We start from the raw sequence: 15113 nt of genomic DNA, 5'->3' as shown, positions 1-15113 counted from the left end.
TACCTCTGGGTATGTTCTTACGGAAAGTAAGTCCGGCTCCTAGCGTCAATTACCGCAGTGCACAACGGACTAGGAGCTGAACATGATCGTGGTGACCGGGGCTACCGGCAATGTGGGCCGACCCTTGACGCGCGCCCTGACCGAGGCTGGCGAGCAGGTGACAGCGGTGTCGCGGAACGCGGCGGCGGTGCCGGACGGCGCCCGGCACGTGGCGGCCGACCTGGCCGAGCCCGCGGGCCTCACGCCCGTGCTGGAGGGGGCGAAGGCGCTGTTCCTCCTGCTGTCCGGCGACCTGCACGCTCCCGAAGCCAGGCCGGCCGACATCATCGGCCTGGCCGCGGCCAGTGGGGTCCGCCGGGTCGTCCTGCTGTCCTCGCAGGGCGTGGCGACCAGGCCGCTCGGCCCGTCGCGGGTCGCGATGCGCGCGGTGGAGGACGCGTTGCGAGAGTCCGGCCTGGACTGGGCCATCCTGCGACCGGGCGGCTTCGCCTCCAACGCCCTGGGCTGGGCGGAGTCCGTCCGCACGCAAGGGACGGTCGCCGCGCCCTTCGGCGACGTAGGGGTGCCGGTCGTCGACCCGGCCGACATCGCCGAGGTCGCGGCGGCCAGCCTGCTGGACGACCGCCACATCGGCGGGGTGTACGAGCTGACCGGGCCGGAGGTGATCACGCCGCGTCAGCAGGCGGAGACCATCGCCACCGCGCTCGGCTCACCGGTGCAGTTCCAGGAACTCACCCGTGACGAGGCCAAGGCCGCAATGACCCAGTTCGTGCCGGCGGAGCTCGCCGACGACACCCTGGACATCATCGCCGCCCCGAACCCGGCCGAACTGCGGATCAGCCCGGACGTGCAACGAGTCCTCGGCCGCGCGCCACACCCCTTCAACGACTGGGTCGCCCGCAACATCTCCGTTTTCCGCTGAGACCCAACTCAACTGAACCGCCCGGGCACCCTCGTGCGGCTGCGGCTGCACGAGGCGCCCACCTCCGCAGTGCCCCCGTCACCGGCGCGAGGTGCTCGGCCGCGCCAGCCCCCAGGCCAGGTGGCCCTACAGAACAGACCGCCGCAGGGCCGGCCTGCCGCACACGGTCGCCTGCACCGAGACCACGTCCGGAGCGGACCTCGCACGGCTGCGCCTGCCAACTTCGGTAAAGCGGTATGCGGCATCGCGGCCGAGCCGTTCCTGCTGAGCGCAGTCGTGACGGCGATCCATCACCCGCTGCGAGCTCACGAGCCGCATTCGGACTCGACCGACTATGCCCTGGATCATTCATTCCGGAGCACTGGCGAGCGCGACATGAAGGGCCTCGACCACTCACCTCCGCTCGAGCTGAGGTGGACCGGGCAAGGCATACGTTGCCCCCTCGGCACCACCTGCTCTCCGCTCGAACGGAGTGAGAAAGGCCCTCCGCGATCTTCACGGAGGGCCTTCGTTACGCCGAACCAGGCTCTGACCTGGCGTTTCTGTGCCCCCGGCAGGATTCGAACCTGCGACACCCGCTTTAGGAGTGGGGCCGAATCCTTGCCGGGGGCTGCCTGGCGCTGCCGCGCGGTGCTGTTTCCCTTGGTCAGAACCGCACGGCGAGCCACTTGATCCGGCTCGTGCCGCCCTGTATCGGGCGGTCCGCTCACGCATCGCTCACGCGCTGCCGACTGCTGGGCAGCGCGTGGGTCAGACCTGGCCGAGGTCGATCTCCACCGGGAAGGGGGCCGCTGCCTTGAGGACGCCGGTGAACACGTCTCCGTCCCGGTAGGTCTTCGTCGCGGGGTCGAGAACGTAGGTGTACACGAGAGGAACGCCTGTGGCGGCCTGCTCGATCCGCCAGTAGAAGCCGATGCCTGCCTTGGCGTACTGGTCGACCTTCACGATCCGGTCGGTGGTCTCCGAGCCCGGCGACACCACCTCCGCGACCAGCAGCACGTGCTCAGGGCGGGTGGGGGTGATGTCGATCGTGTCTGCGCGGTACACGACGACGTCCGGGCGGCGATTGGTGAGCGGGACGTCCTGAAGCCGGACGTCGAAGCCCGTGTCGGCACTCCACTCCGGGCCCGCGCCGGCATCAAGGGCGTTCGCCAGAATCCGAGCCAGCCGGTTGTGCCGCTTGGACGCACTCGGACCCACGACGACCATCCCGTCCACGATCTCGATACCGGCGCACTGCTCCTCGGACCAGGACTCGTACTCCTCCGCCGTGATCTGCTCATGCATCCACGCCGGAGCCACCATCTCGGCCGTCATGAAGCGCCTCCCGGACACTGTGCTGTGGGCCCGATCCCGCTGGGCTCAGCGTAATGCTGATGTTCGCGGCGCCGGCCACACCGGTGAGAGCTGCACCACCCCGCGACCTGAACCATTGCGGAACCCTGGGCCGCAGGACGCACCGAACGCCGAACGGCGGTTGTATTCGACGGTTCTGGCGTGAACGGATCGGGCTCACGCTCCGCATGCTCCTAACGCGACGCGTGCGGCCTGACCCCGGTCCAGGTTCCGTCAGGGACAGGTGCCGTTGAAGATGTCCTCGTAGCTGCGGTAGATCCCGGCCGCCTTCGTCTTCGCGCCGGGGGCCGGTTCCGGGTACTCGATGACGGGCACAGGTTTGCAGACTGCCCACTTCCGTGTGTCCGGAGAGTCGTCGAAGCCGAAGGTGCCGCTGGCTCCGGGTACGCAGTTGACGCAGCTTGCCCCCGACTGGGTGCCGAGGATGTTCATGTTGATCACGGTGTTGTAGACGTCGTCATGCCTCGGCAGGATCGGGGCACTGCTGGTCTCTGCCTCTCCTTCCGTCCCCATCCTCTCGCCGTTGATGTCGTCGTACGCGCGGCCGGTGGCCTGGGAGAGCACGGTGAAGGCGTCGTAGTACATGACCGCGTAGCCGTCGTCCAGAGGCTTGGTCCCCCATGGCTGCTTGTGTGCCGGGTCGTTTCGCAGCTTCGCCCGCAGCTTCTCGAACTGCTTCAGGAAGCCGCGAGGCCCGGCCGGGAGCTTCTCGTTCCCCGCCCAGGACCGGGTGTCGACGGAGGCGGCGCCCACGAGGGTGATCCGGGCCTCCCGCAACTGCTCGGTGATGTCCGTCGTGGTGGACTCGGGATCCATGCCGATCCCCACCTTCAGGATGCGTGTCGGCTTCCCGTGGTCGCAGGAGGGTTCGTTCGCCAGCTGGTCCACCAGGTGGGGCAGATCGTGATCGCGTCCCGCGAAGAAGACCGTGTCCGCTTCGGTCAGACAGATGCTGCGGGCGGCGTCAGAGAAGCGCTGGGGGACGCCCTCGTCGTCGCCGGTCAGTCCGAGATAGGACGCCTGCCGCTGCTTCAGCCCGTACTCCTTGCCGAAGTGCGCCAGGAAGACCTCCCGCAGGTCGGCGGAGTAGCTGTCCCGCTCTCGCCGGTCCGAGACGAGGAAGCCCGTACCGTTCCCCGGGTTTTTGTCGAGGTACTCCCGCAGCGCCTCGGCGAAGAGCTCGTTCGACGGGGACGTCTTGAAGAGGTACCCGGCCTCCATGGTGGTGGAGGTGAGGATGGGGCCGATCGCCGGGATCCGGTGAGCGGAGAGGGCCTTGGCCGCGGCGAGCGTGTCCGGAGTGCTGCTCGGCATGCCGAACACACCGACCAGCGGCGCCTTGTCGTCGGTCATCCCGGCGAGCCGGTCGACGACGGGCTCCCACTGGTCCAGGTCCTTCCCGTCGTTGGCCAGCAGCAGCTGGTAGCGCGGCCCCGCCTGCGCGTTGGCCCGCAGCTGGGCGGCGTGGGCACCCGCCAGTGCGCGGGCGATCTGCTCCGTACTCATGGTGCTGGTGGCATCGGTGGTGAACGGCATCATGAGGGCGATCCGCACGTAGGGGATGCTGGCCTGCCCGTTCTCCGGGTGCGTCCAGCTCCTCTCCACCCGGGCGTTCTCGTCCGCCACGGCGCGTATCAGGCCCTCCAGCTCCGGATCGCCCTGCAGGACTCCGGCGGTCACGCCCACGCACTCGTCCCCGGCTGCCTCCAGGCCGCCGCCGCACTTCTCGGGCAGCAGCCGTACGATCACGAAGGCGACCGCCGCGAGCAGCACGACGCCCACCGCGAGGACGACTGCCTTGTCGGCCGGTCCCAGAGCACGGTTCCTGAAGCGGTTCAGCACAGTACTCACTCCTCGTCTCGGGCAGAGCCGTACTTCGGGTAGGGCCTTCGCTCGCGTGCCGCGGCCGGCCAGGCCCGAGCGGCCTCGTTGAGCACGGCGCGCCCAGAGGGATGCCGCATCGACAGGAACGCCAGCTCGGAGCCGAGGTCGTCACACAGGTCGGGCAGGGGTTCCGCGTAGGTCTCGGAGAGGTACCAGAGCGTGTGCAGCAGCCTGTTGACGGACCTGCGTACGTCGTCGGTCTCGGCGTAGCGGTGGTCATGGGCACCGCGGGCGATCTCGGCGCGCTCGTCGGTCCATCCGTCCGACGGGGGCCGGGGGGCCTCGGCGGCGTACCGGAGGGTGTCCAGCCAGCGGCCCGCCTCCCAGGTGCCGAAGTACTCGGTCAGCGCGCTCACCACCGGATCCGCGCTCCCCGCCGCCAGGGTGTGCCGGAGCACGTCGGGCTCGTGCCCGGCTCCCCGCGCCGCGTGGTGATCGCGCAGGAGAGCGTGCAGATCCTCCCAGCGCCGTCCCGGCGGGGCTGCCGCGGAGGTCGTACGGGCCCCATGGAGCAGCAGGGCGCGCAGGAACGGGTCGGAGACGAAACTTGTGGCGGGGGCGGCGCCGGCCGTCCCGGCCGTCCAGTGCTCCTCCTCCAGGTACTGGGCGGCGGACGAGAGCCCGGCGCCCGGGAAGCCGCCACCGGCCGGTGCGGACGCCGGCACCAGCGCCTGTGTGGCCTCCCGGTCGCGGGCCAGGGCGAGCGGTATCAGATGGGCGCGCAGCTGGGGCTGCGGAATCAGCTGCTCCAGCAGCACCTCGGCGACCGGGCGTCCCTCCTCGGCCGGCAGGTCGAGCAACTCCTGCGGCGCGACGGCGCGTCGTCCACTGGCGCGTACGACCGCCTCGCACAGCATCCTGCTGCCCTGCGGGTGCCCCTGGGTCAGGGCGTGCAGTGCCGACGGCAGATGGCGGTGGAGTGGGCCCTCGGCCGGGTCGAGCATCAGCAACAGGTCGTCGTGGGTCAGCGGTGCCAAGGGGATCACGAGCAGTCCTGCCGACGGCGAGCCGGGGACGGTGCGCTCCCAGCCGGAGGCGTGGATCAGCTCGGGCAGCTCGCGGCGCGTCGCGTCCGGGTAGAGGTCCGCGCCGTCGCCCAGTCGGGTCGCGACGACGACCAGCGGGTCGCGGGTGCCGGACTCGGGCGCGGCACGGTGTTCGAGCAGCAGGCCGAGCACGCGCTGTCCGGCGGCGGTGTGCGCGTTGTCCAGCAGGACCAAGGGGCGCGGTGTTCGGTTGATCCGATGCCACCGGCCGTGGGCGTCGGTGAGGTCTTCGAGGAACGCGGCGATCAGGGTGTGTTCGACCGCGCGCTGGAAGTCGCCGCCCTGGTGGAAGCGCAGGCTCAGCCGGATCAGGGCGGCTTCACCGTCCTCGGAGCCCGAGAAACGGCTCTGGTACCACTGGTGCACAAACCGCTCGGCGCGGCTACGGGTGTGCCGGCTGAAGTACTGCTGGACGACCGCCTCGGTGACAGGAGCCAGGTCGTGCCGGCGCCGGTCCGGGTCGGCGAGGCGCTCGCTGACGTCGTACGTCCATTGGCTGCCGTCCGCGTCGGCCGTGCCCTTTTCGAGACCGCAGGCCACGAGGAGGCGCGCGATCCGGTCGCGGGCCAGCGACTGCTCGATCTCGCTGCCGCGGTGCCAGCTGGACACCGCGAACAGTCCCGGCAGCAGACGGGAGAACCGGAGCCGTCCGGCACCCGGGACCATGGGCGCCAGCCGGCACACCAGCTGCTCCAGGATCTCGACCACGGCCGACGTGTTGGCCGCCGTGGAACCGGACCACCGCCCCTGCTCGACCTGGGCGGCATCAACCCTGCCGAGCGGAACGCGCCCGCTGTAGGCCTCTTCGAGGGAGTCCAGGACCGCTGTCCTGCCCATGCCGTGGCGGCCGGTCAGCAGCGTCACGGGGAGGTCGCCGCGGTGTTCCTGGGGGACGAGTTCCCGTCGGTCGGCGGCCAGGCCGACCAGACGGGGCACCAACGCGCGCAGGATGGAGTCCCGTGCATACAAGGGCATCCGCATCGCCCTTCCCCCGTTCTGTCACCGTCTCCGGGTGCCGTCGTCCTTCTCTGTGCTCTGGGTGGCTCAGCTTCCGAGCAGCCTCCCCAGCGCCTGGCCGACAGCGTCCAGCAGGAACTGCCTGCCGACCGTGTCGGGGGCGCCACCCAGCAGGCGCCGCATCCCCTCCATCAGCCCGCGTTGCCGGTCCGGCCCAGGGTTTCCGACGCTGTCGCCGCCGCGCGCCAGGGCATCCGCGCTGCGCAGCAGGGCCGCGCGGGACTCCGGTTCGAGGTCCAGTCCCGGTGCCAGCTCCGCGATGAGCCGGGCGAGGTCGGCGGGTGCCAGCGCGGTGTGCACCTCGATGCTGTTGTGCACGCTGTTGTCGGAATCGCCCTGGGTGATGTGCCCTATCGTCTCGGCCTCTATATGGGTGTGCTGGGCGGGCCGACGGTGCTCGCGCTGCTGTGCCACGAACGCGACGATGTCGGAGGAGCCGCTGAGCACGGCGCTCACGCCCTGCGAGGTGAGGGCCACGTGTGAGCCGACGTCATTGTGGAACGGCGGCCCCTCACAGGTGATCAGGTCCTCCTCGGCCAGATAGGTGAGGGCCCGGGCGACCTCGCTCCGGGAGAGGGGTTCACCGAGGAAGAAGACGTCCGGCGAATCGAGGAATCCGCTGATCCGCAGCGGCTGCCGGTGCGGGTTGGCGTGAATCCAGTGCAGTACGGCGCGTGCCGCGTGACGGCCCCGCTGGACCGAGTTCGCGCGCAGGGCCTGCAGCCGACGAGCCCGCTCCGCCCCGGCGGTCCGGAGCGTCACCACGGGAGCACCCGTGTCCGTGCCGTGTCCGCCGTGGGAGCTGATCAGCTCCTCAGCGCTGAGATGGCCGACGATGGCCCGGACCGCGCTCATGGGAATGCTCTGCAGAGAGCCGAACTCCGCGCAGGAGATCTGGTGGCCCAGCTCCCCCTCCGCCCTGTCCCAGATCCACAGAAGGAGGCGGGGACCGTACCTCTCGACGTACGCGGCGAAGTCGTCGTGGTCCCTGAACGCGGGCACTGAGGTTGACAATGACGGATCCTGTTCGTCTTCGCACCGAAGGCTCGACTGCGGCACCTACCCTGCTTTCACTCCTGTAATCAGGTCGACTCACCTGGCGCAGAGGTACAACGCCCCCTGAATCACACCAAGTTGGCCATGAGCGGTAGGGAGCGGTCCTGGGCGGGAGCCATCAAACCGCCAGAGCCATACGCCGGATGACGGACCGATTCACCGCGGACGAACTCCCCGAGGCTGTACCTCGGAGTCGAACAGGAAGAGGCGCTGTCGCGGCCGGTGCAGCTTCGCTCGGGCGGTGCGACTCACGCGGCCTCGCCCGAATGCGATCGCTGCTCGTCATGCCGGCCGTCGATGGCGGCGATGCGGTCCAGCGCTGCTTGCTGCTCGTCGTCCGTCACGACGCCGTGCTCTTCTTCGAGGCGTTCAGCCAGCCCGCGCAGTCGGTCCATGGCGTCCCGATGAGCGGCGGCGGCCGCGATGTAGCCGGACACCCCGTTCAGTACTGAGCGGTCTGACGGTGCGGAGAAGCCCGGCCGGGAGCCCGTGCAGGTTGATGCCGATCCGGTGGGTGATACGCGGGAGATCAACTCCCTGTCTGCTGACGCACGCTCACGCAAACGGCCCCGGACGAGGAGTCCGAGGCCGAATAGAACGCCTCCCCGGGGGGAGAAACCCCAGGTCAGCGGCGTAACGCGTTGTGCCCCCGGCAGGATTCGAACCTGCGACACCCGCTTTAGGAGCGAGGTTGGGGGATCATGGGCGTGATCTGCGGATTCCTTGGCAAGGGCAGATCCCAGCGGAGCTCACCCGTTGAACCCCGGTTCCCCGTGAATCCCCGTCCGTTCTGGCACGGGAGTGGCACGGAGGCTGGGGGCGCCTGTCGACACCCTTGATCTTGGCTTAGTTACTCGACTGACTCAGAGTGCCAAGGAACCATCCACTGACCTCATCGAGCCGACCACGCCACGCAGCGCCTTCAGCAGGCACGAATCCCTGGGGGTGGACGATGCGAGCGTCAGCAAGGTGGATGAAGGCTACTGAGCTGTCCTCTTCATCGATCGCCCTCAAGTACCGATCAGGAAGCTCAACGCCCTCAATGGCCTCTCGTACTTTCGCCTCTTCCTCCTGCGCTTCCCTCGTGAGCCTGCTCCAGTTCTCGAAAAGGCTGTGCAATCCGATCTCATCCCCTTCGACCTTCATCGCGGTCTTGAAGGATTCAGCTTGAAGGTCGAACCACTTCGTGTTGGAGATTAGGGTGCCGGTGATCGTCGAGCCGCTGACCGTGACTGTGATGCCGAGTTCAAGGCTCGAACCGTTGACGACATCGATGAGTCGAGCCAGTGCGTAATCTGGTGCGCTTTCAGACATGACAGCACCTTAGGGCTTGTGACTGACATTCGGCCCCGATGGTCCAATTGCGCTGATGATCGAAAAGCGGCGGAGTCTCAGCTGCCGAGTCAAGTCAGCGGGCGTCGTCCATGAGCTAAGCATGGTGCCCCTGGCGGAAGTTGCGTCAAGCTGCCCCTCGGTGCGAACTACGGGCGGGTAGGTCACTGAGGTCATCCGTCCTGGTCACGAGGATGTTAGCGGTTGGGGAAGGTCACCTGTAGTCAGGGGGTTGCTGTACTTCTTTGCTGTACCGCAGTCGGCTTGCAGGTGATCACGCGGTCGGGGGAGAGAGTTTGAGGTCTGGTGATCTGTGGGGCGAGAGCATGAAAGGGGGCCATTAAGCTTGATCCAATGGAGAGGGTCATTGATCCTCACCGTGCGAAGCAGGCACTCGGCCCCCTTTCTTGCTCTCGGAGGGGCCCCGCAGGTCAGCAGACCTTAAAGTCTCGGAGCGACTGCCCCAGCCCCCACCGATCCCGCCCACCACGGCCCGCATGATCCGGCTCAGCTCCAGCCGTCGCGCACCTGCTTGTGGGGCCAAAGCGTCTGTTGGTCCGTGGCGCACTGTGCGAGCGGGCCTGTGGGGCAGTGCCGTCTCCCCCAGGGCTGGGCTTGGTGGTGTGGGGCATGGTTGGGGTTCAGGCTCGGTCCGGTGCGTCGGCCCTTGGCGGGGCCAGAGCGAAAAGCGTGATCATCCCGGGGCAACGATGGTGCCGCGGGGCCGGGGGCCGGGGCGGCGCGGGCCGAAGGCAGGAGCGGAGCCCCGAGCCCACGAGCCCGCGGCGGCCCGCAGTGCGGGCCGGTGGGGTGTGATCAACGCAGTGGCGGCCGGAAAGCCGATAGGGACACAGCGACCGGATGGCCGAAGGCCAAGAGCCCCCACTGTGGACCTGAGCCGCCGGAGGACCGGTGGCCAAGGGGATGGAGGCTCAAGCCCTGAGGGGCTGTGAAGCATGGGAGAGCTGAGGAACCTTAGGGGTGCTGTCGACTCCTGTTATCCCAAGTGCGCGACGGCTGGAGCTGAGCCGGATCATGCGGGCCGTGGTGGGCGGGATCCCCCCTCCCCCGCCGGAACGGCGGGGGCTTGATGAGGTAGAGAAACCTGTAACAACGGCTGGCTCGTTAGCGACCTTGGCCATGCCGCTCCTCCGTGATGACCTGGACAGACTGGCTCTTTGGGGGAGGACACGGCATGACCGCTGCACCGAACGACTTAGCTCTGAACCGGCCCGGTGACGCTGTACGGCGGAAGATCATCGAGTTGCAGCCGAGTGCTCCTATGAGGCTTGTCGGCCGCTGGTTACCCGGTACCGAGATCCACAGTTGGTGCAACGGTTTGGTCGGCGAGCGCGTGACCGGCCGGCGGCTCAACCGGCTCAAAGGACGTGGCTGGCGCATCCTGCACGCTGTCCAGTGGGACAGCGGTTCAGACATAGATCACCTGGCCATCGGCCGCGCCGGCGTCTTCGCCATCAACTCGAAGCGGCATAAGGGCAAGTCAGTCTGGTACGGCGACCACGCGATCACTATCAACGGCACGTCGACCCGCCATGTGGTGATCAGTCAACGAGAGGCCCGACGGGTTGCTCAGGCGCTTTCACGTCGCTGCGGGTTCGAGGTACCCGTGCGTCCGGTGATCTCGGTCGTCCATGCTGCCAAATTGAAGGTGAAGAACGCCGCGCCCCCGGTCCTTGTCCTGGCAGTTGAAGAGGTCGACCGGACTCTGTCCGGCCTGTCTCCGCTGCTCACGCAGGACCAAGTAGACCGGGTCTATGCGGTGGCTCGCGACCCGGGCACGTGGACAGGTGTCTGACCTGCCCTAGGCGTCGAAGTCGTACTCCAGGATGTATGACGCTGAGTCGAGCACCATTTCGTTGATCTCGACTGGGCGCCCCTCGTCGGCGAATGCCGTACGGCAGATCATGATCACTGGGGTACCAAGCGACAGGTTGAGCCGAGTTGCCTCTTCCTGCGACGGCATCCGGCAACGAATCTCTTCGCGGAAGTGGACCGGCTTGTAGCCGAGTTCAGCAAGCCGTGCATACGTGCCGCCGGGGCCCGTGTCTTCCTGAGTGATCGGTGAGCCCGCGACTAGGTCTGCCGGAAGGTACGAGGTCGATACGAGAACGGGCTTCCCATCAAGCACGAACCGTCGACTGCGCACGCACGTCGCTGCCCCTGGCTCCGTATCGAGAACCTGAGCGATGCGCTCCGGCGCCTCAACCTCAGTTACCTGTACCTGATCCACTACCAGCGTCCGGTCATCGATGTCTGCTGACCAGATGGATCGGCCCGATCCCCACTGATCGCGCGAGAGGCGCTGGATGCCGCGCCGCCTGAGCGGCTTGAAGTCACGGACGAAGACGCCGGCGCCCTTGCGGGACTCGGCCAAGCCTTCGTTCTGCAAAACGCCGAGTGCCTGACGTGCGGTCATGCGGGCCACCTCGTACGTGGCCATGAGGTCGTTCTCTCCTGGCAGCCGATCACCTGGGCCGTATTCGCCGGCCTGGATCGCTTCCCTTAGCTCGTCGGCGATGCGCTGGTACTTCGGCTGGCGCCCGTTGCCCTGGGTGGCCATGTGATCCCCTCCTTCCTTCTCTAGACAGCTTAGGCGTCACACCCAGGACGCAACCAATCGACTAGCCATGGTGACCGACCTGAAACATCTCTAGAGACGTGTTGACTTCTCCTCTCTAGAGATGTTCACTTGAGTCATCTCTAGAGAGGTTGCTCAAGAGGGGCGACCTCACAGACGAGGAGATGACGCATGCCGTCCTTCAAGATCGACCTTTCGACCGCTGTGGTGTTCGTGGCGACTGCCCCGGAGCCGAAGATGGTCAACAAGAAGACCGGGGAGCGGGCCGTGGACCGAGAGACCAACGCGGGTCTGTCGACGGTGGGCCTGTTGGTCTCGGACGAGGGGGAGGGGAACCTCTACCAGGTGACCGTCCCGGAGACCGGTCTTCCCGAGGGCCTCACGCCGGGGATGCCGGTGCGGGTGGTTGGACTCAAGGCCCGTGACTGGGAGAACGAGTTCAACGGCCAGAAGCGCCATGGCATCTCGTTCCGCGCGGTCGCTGTCACGGCGGGGGCCTGACCATGACCGACGTCGCGACCTGGTTGGAGCTGGGCGGTGCTGCCGCCGGCGCCGGTGGACTCGGCATCGCCAAGTACCGTGCGCCGCGCGTGTACTGGTCGCTGGTGGGCCTGCCTGTCACGTGGGGCCGGTTCACCTGGACCTATGGGTCGACCATGGACGTGTGCGGGCTGACGGTGCAGCCGTCCGGCTTCCGCGCGTTCATGACCCGCAGCGTGGCTCGCCGGGAGGTCCGGCCGGTGCCGCCGAAGGTCCGTCGGGTCCGCCCGACCGCAACCGGGCTGCGGGTCACCCTCCGGCTCCCGGCCGGCCTGGAGCCCGCCGACCTCGCCGCGTCCTCCGAGCGCCTGCGCCACGCCTGGGGTGTGCACTCGGTGACCGTGCGGGAGACCAAGCCCGGCTATGTCGAGCTGCGGATGACCGGCTACGACGTCCTCAACCGGGTGCGGATGCCGCGCAAGGCCATAGCCCGTGGCCTGGTCGTCCCGGTCGCGCTGCGGGAGGACGGCACGGTCTTCGAGCGGGACTACCGCAAGATCCCGATGGCGCTCACGCTGGGGGCGAACTCCTCGGGTAAGTCGATGTATCAGCGCAACCTGATCAAGGGGCTCGCGAAGCTGCCGGTCGGGCTGATCGGGATCGACTGCAAGCGCGGGGTGGAGCACAGCCGCTACGCGCCCCGGCTGTCGGCCCTGGCCACCACCCCGGCCATCGCCGGGCAGTTGATTGACGTGCTGGTCACGGAGATGGAAGACCGCTTCGACCTGCTCGCCCTCTACGGCGTCTCCGACCTCTGGGAGCTCCCCGAAGAGCTGCGCCCGGTGCCACTCATCGTGCTGATCGATGAGGTGGCGGAGCTGTTCCTGGTCACCTCGAAGAAGGATGAGCCGGCCCGCGACCACACGGTCATGCAACTGGTCCGTCTCGGTCAGATGGCCCGTGCGATCGGGATCTATCTGGAGGTGTGCGGGCAGCGCTTCGGCTCCGACCTGGGCAAGGGCGCGACCGCCCTGCGTGCCCAGCTCACCGGCCGTGTGGTGCACCGCGTCAACGACAAGCAGACGGCAGAGATGGGCCTGGGCGACATCGCCCCCGACGCAGTGGTGTCCGTTCTGGGTATCCGCGCCGACCGGCCCGGTGTCGCGGTGGCGGGTGACGCCTCGGGCTACTGGTCCCGCATCCGTACGCCCGAGATCGCTCCGGCGCAGGTAACGGCGGTCTGCCGTGAGTTCGCGCACGTGACCCCGGCGTTGCCGTTCCTGGCCCCGTTCCGACCCGCTGGCGTCGGGATTGCTCCGCCGATGCCTGCGACTCCGCCGCTCGTGCGGCCCCGGCCCGTGACCGAGTAATCCCCCGCTTTTCTCCGGTCGGCGCGACCGCTTCGCGTCAGGTCCCTACCCGAGCCATGCCGAAAACCGGATCGGAGATCGCTCATGGCACGCAAGACCGTCAAGCCCGCGACCAAGCAGTGCCCGCCCTGCAAGGGCACCGGTGAGGTCTCCCGCCCCGTCCGCGTCGGCCGCAAGCGCCGCTACGCCGGCGAACAGTCCGGCATCTGCCTGGGCTGCCTGGGTGCGGGCGAGATCCCCGCCGACGACTGAACACCTGCCGGGACTGGGCGGCCGGACAACGCTCCCCGCCCGGGTCCTGGCCCGATCCCCCGCAAAGGAGGTGAAGACCATGCCCCGCTCGTTCCGGATCGACGCCGTACTCGTGCAAGCCGTGATCGCCGGTGCCCTGTCCTTCGCCCACCTGCACGACCTAGCCGAAGCTGCCGGGCAGACCGGCTGGAAGGCCTGGGCCTACCCGGTCTCGGTCGACCTGCTCTTGGTCGCCGTGTGGCGCCGGCTCCGTACGGAGCGGTCCCGGCTGGCCTGGTTCTGGTTCCTGGTCGCCCTGGTCGCCTCGCTCGGCGCCAACATCGCCACCGCCGGACTGCTCGACCTGGAGAACGTCCCGGCCTGGCTGCGCATCCTCGTCGCCGGCTGGCCCGCGCTGGCCTTCCTCGGCGGAACCCTGCTCGCTCACCAACCCGCCGGCCCTGTACCGGCCTCGGACTCCGAGCCTTCCCGGCCGCCCGTCGTCGCGGTCGACCGCCCCGAGGAGCCTGAACCGGCCTCGGAGATCGCCACTCCTGAGCCCGTTCAGGCGCTGCCCGTGGCGGCTCCGGCCGTGAGCGTGCCTCCGGCTCTGGTCGACCACGCGCGCAAGGTCGCGACCGAGCACCGCACCCGTACCGGTACCGAGATCGACACGGCCACCCTGCGGGCCCGGCTCGGGGTCCCGGAAGACCTCGCCGGCGCGATCGTCGCCCAACTCGCCTGACTGACAAGGAGGTTCCACCCGTGCGTCCGAACCGCTTCTACGACGTGATCCGGATCGGCCCGGTCAAGGTCGCCACGTTCCACAACGGCCGTGGCCAGACCAAGCACACCGCTGCCTGCACCGCCCCCAAGTGCGGCTTCTCCACCGAGCACAGCGACCGCTCGGCTGCCGAACTCGCCGCCCGTACCCACCGCTGCGCCTGATCCGGAGGGCTGAACCGTGCAGTTACCCGACCAGCAGCTCCGCGCCGGTCACATCCCGGCAGAGATCTACCGGCAGATTCCGGACGGCACCGACCTGCGCAATGTCGTGATCGTTCAAGAGGCTCCCCGCAACTACACGGGCCCGATCGTCCTCACCCTGTTGATCATCGCTGGCTCGATCGCGGTGCTTCTGGTGATCGCCTTCGTCGCCCAGGTCGTTGCCGCATCGGCGGTCGCGGTCCTGTCCGCGACTGGCGGACTGGGCTACACGATCAACCGCTCGTCCAAGAAGAAGCGTGAGTTAGCCCGGGCGGCCACCCGTCGGCGCTCCCGCTCGTCACGCTCTCGGACCGTCCGGTCCAGGAACCGCTACCGCAAGTAGTGCCCTCCGGGGCGGCCTCTCTCGCCAAAGAACTGCCGCCCCGGACGGCTCCACCTCTTCCTGATCTTTCGACCCGAAAGGGCTCCACTCATCATGCCTGCCCACACCTCGAACCGTCCGGTCTGCCGCAACTGCGACGGCTTCCCGGTCGTCTCGATCACTACCGGTGACCGCCATCGTGACGGCTCCCGCGTCCTGCTCCGCGTCGTCTGCAACGCCTGCCAGGGCACCGGCCACACCCACCGCGCCCCCGCCGCTCGGGCTGGGAGGTGACCGGGATGTTCCGCAAGCTCCCCTCCGACCTGACGCCCACCGAGGACAGCCCCGGCCTACGGGTCAAGGGCAGCACCCGCTACACCCGCTCCCAGGGCGACTACGTGTGCGGCGGCTGTGGCGCCGAGGACCACGCCAACGGCGACAACGACGTCCAGGCCCTGGTCCAGGACTACACCGACCACCACGGCCCCGCGCACACGAAGGGCCGGTGATC

Annotated in this window: 17 protein-coding genes and 1 tRNA gene; 10 read left to right on the top strand and 8 right to left on the bottom strand. The window is 68.4% G+C overall.

Going from position 1 to position 15113, the window contains the following annotated elements:
• The first annotated feature begins 82 nt into the window (after window positions 1–82).
• A complete protein-coding gene (locus OG254_RS21130; protein ID WP_405583947.1) occupies window positions 83–922 on the top strand; it encodes an NAD(P)H-binding protein in 840 nt (279 codons plus the stop codon).
• Between the two features lie 545 nt (window positions 923–1467).
• On the opposite strand, the gene OG254_RS21125 is transcribed toward OG254_RS21130, so the two are convergent.
• The 7 genes from OG254_RS21125 to OG254_RS21095 form a co-directional block, all read right to left on the bottom strand.
• Window positions 1468–1533, bottom strand: a tRNA-OTHER gene (locus OG254_RS21125).
• A gap of 139 nt (window positions 1534–1672) precedes the next feature.
• Window positions 1673–2239 (bottom strand): Uma2 family endonuclease, encoded by a 567-nt coding sequence (locus OG254_RS21120; RefSeq protein ID WP_405583944.1) that lies wholly within the window; start codon window positions 2237–2239, stop codon window positions 1673–1675.
• Window positions 2240–2491: 252 nt separating this feature from the next.
• Window positions 2492–4120, bottom strand: coding sequence for a hypothetical protein (locus OG254_RS21115; protein ID WP_405583941.1), 1629 nt, complete (start codon window positions 4118–4120; stop codon window positions 2492–2494).
• 5 nt (window positions 4121–4125) lie between these two features.
• Window positions 4126–6183: an ATP-binding protein gene (locus OG254_RS21110; RefSeq protein WP_405583938.1), complete on the bottom strand. Its 2058-nt coding sequence runs from the start codon at window positions 6181–6183 to the stop codon at window positions 4126–4128.
• A 69-nt stretch (window positions 6184–6252) separates the two neighbouring features.
• Window positions 6253–7227 carry a hypothetical protein gene (locus tag OG254_RS21105; protein WP_405583935.1) on the bottom strand — a complete coding sequence of 325 codons (975 nt, stop codon included), beginning with the start codon at window positions 7225–7227 and terminating at the stop codon, window positions 6253–6255.
• A 302-nt stretch (window positions 7228–7529) separates the two neighbouring features.
• A complete protein-coding gene (locus OG254_RS21100) occupies window positions 7530–7718 on the bottom strand; it encodes a hypothetical protein (RefSeq protein WP_405583932.1) in 189 nt (62 codons plus the stop codon).
• Between the two features lie 409 nt (window positions 7719–8127).
• Window positions 8128–8595 carry a hypothetical protein gene (locus OG254_RS21095; RefSeq protein WP_405583930.1) on the bottom strand — a complete coding sequence of 156 codons (468 nt, stop codon included), beginning with the start codon at window positions 8593–8595 and terminating at the stop codon, window positions 8128–8130.
• 1213 nt (window positions 8596–9808) lie between these two features.
• On the opposite strand from OG254_RS21095, the gene OG254_RS21090 reads away from it, so the two are divergent.
• Window positions 9809–10429: a nuclease-related domain-containing protein gene (locus tag OG254_RS21090; RefSeq protein WP_405583927.1), complete on the top strand. Its 621-nt coding sequence runs from the start codon at window positions 9809–9811 to the stop codon at window positions 10427–10429.
• A gap of 6 nt (window positions 10430–10435) precedes the next feature.
• Here OG254_RS21090 and OG254_RS21085 read toward each other — a convergent pair whose 3' ends face one another.
• Window positions 10436–11194: a GntR family transcriptional regulator gene (locus tag OG254_RS21085; RefSeq protein ID WP_405583924.1), complete on the bottom strand. Its 759-nt coding sequence runs from the start codon at window positions 11192–11194 to the stop codon at window positions 10436–10438.
• A gap of 189 nt (window positions 11195–11383) precedes the next feature.
• Here OG254_RS21085 and OG254_RS21080 point away from each other — a divergent pair, with 189 nt between their 5' ends.
• The 8 genes from OG254_RS21080 to OG254_RS21045 all read left to right on the top strand — a co-directional run bounded on the left by OG254_RS21080 (window position 11384) and on the right by OG254_RS21045 (window position 15111).
• Window positions 11384–11713: a hypothetical protein gene (locus OG254_RS21080; protein ID WP_030966907.1), complete on the top strand. Its 330-nt coding sequence runs from the start codon at window positions 11384–11386 to the stop codon at window positions 11711–11713.
• A gap of 2 nt (window positions 11714–11715) precedes the next feature.
• Complete coding sequence (locus OG254_RS21075; protein ID WP_405583921.1) at window positions 11716–13062, top strand: FtsK/SpoIIIE domain-containing protein; 1347 nt, start codon at window positions 11716–11718, stop codon at window positions 13060–13062.
• Between the two features lie 84 nt (window positions 13063–13146).
• Window positions 13147–13314: a hypothetical protein gene (locus tag OG254_RS21070; RefSeq protein WP_405583919.1), complete on the top strand. Its 168-nt coding sequence runs from the start codon at window positions 13147–13149 to the stop codon at window positions 13312–13314.
• Window positions 13315–13393: 79 nt separating this feature from the next.
• Window positions 13394–14038, top strand: a complete 645-nt coding sequence (locus OG254_RS21065; RefSeq protein ID WP_405583916.1) for a DUF2637 domain-containing protein — start codon at window positions 13394–13396, stop codon at window positions 14036–14038.
• Between the two features lie 20 nt (window positions 14039–14058).
• Window positions 14059–14241 (top strand): mobile element transfer protein, encoded by a 183-nt coding sequence (locus OG254_RS21060; RefSeq protein ID WP_405583914.1) that lies wholly within the window; start codon window positions 14059–14061, stop codon window positions 14239–14241.
• Window positions 14242–14257: 16 nt separating this feature from the next.
• The gene (locus OG254_RS21055; RefSeq protein WP_405583911.1) at window positions 14258–14623 is read left to right on the top strand and encodes a hypothetical protein; all 366 of its coding nucleotides are present in this window, start codon (window positions 14258–14260) and stop codon (window positions 14621–14623) included.
• A gap of 93 nt (window positions 14624–14716) precedes the next feature.
• Window positions 14717–14896 (top strand): hypothetical protein, encoded by a 180-nt coding sequence (locus OG254_RS21050; protein WP_405583908.1) that lies wholly within the window; start codon window positions 14717–14719, stop codon window positions 14894–14896.
• Window positions 14897–14901: 5 nt separating this feature from the next.
• Window positions 14902–15111, top strand: coding sequence for a hypothetical protein (locus tag OG254_RS21045; protein WP_405583906.1), 210 nt, complete (start codon window positions 14902–14904; stop codon window positions 15109–15111).
• Window positions 15112–15113: the final 2 nt, after the last annotated feature.

Origin of the sequence: Streptomyces sp. NBC_01092, assembly GCF_045039535.1 — a bacterium.
GTDB lineage: Bacteria > Actinomycetota > Actinomycetes > Streptomycetales > Streptomycetaceae > Streptomyces.
This window is presented reverse-complemented; position numbering and strand designations above follow the sequence as displayed.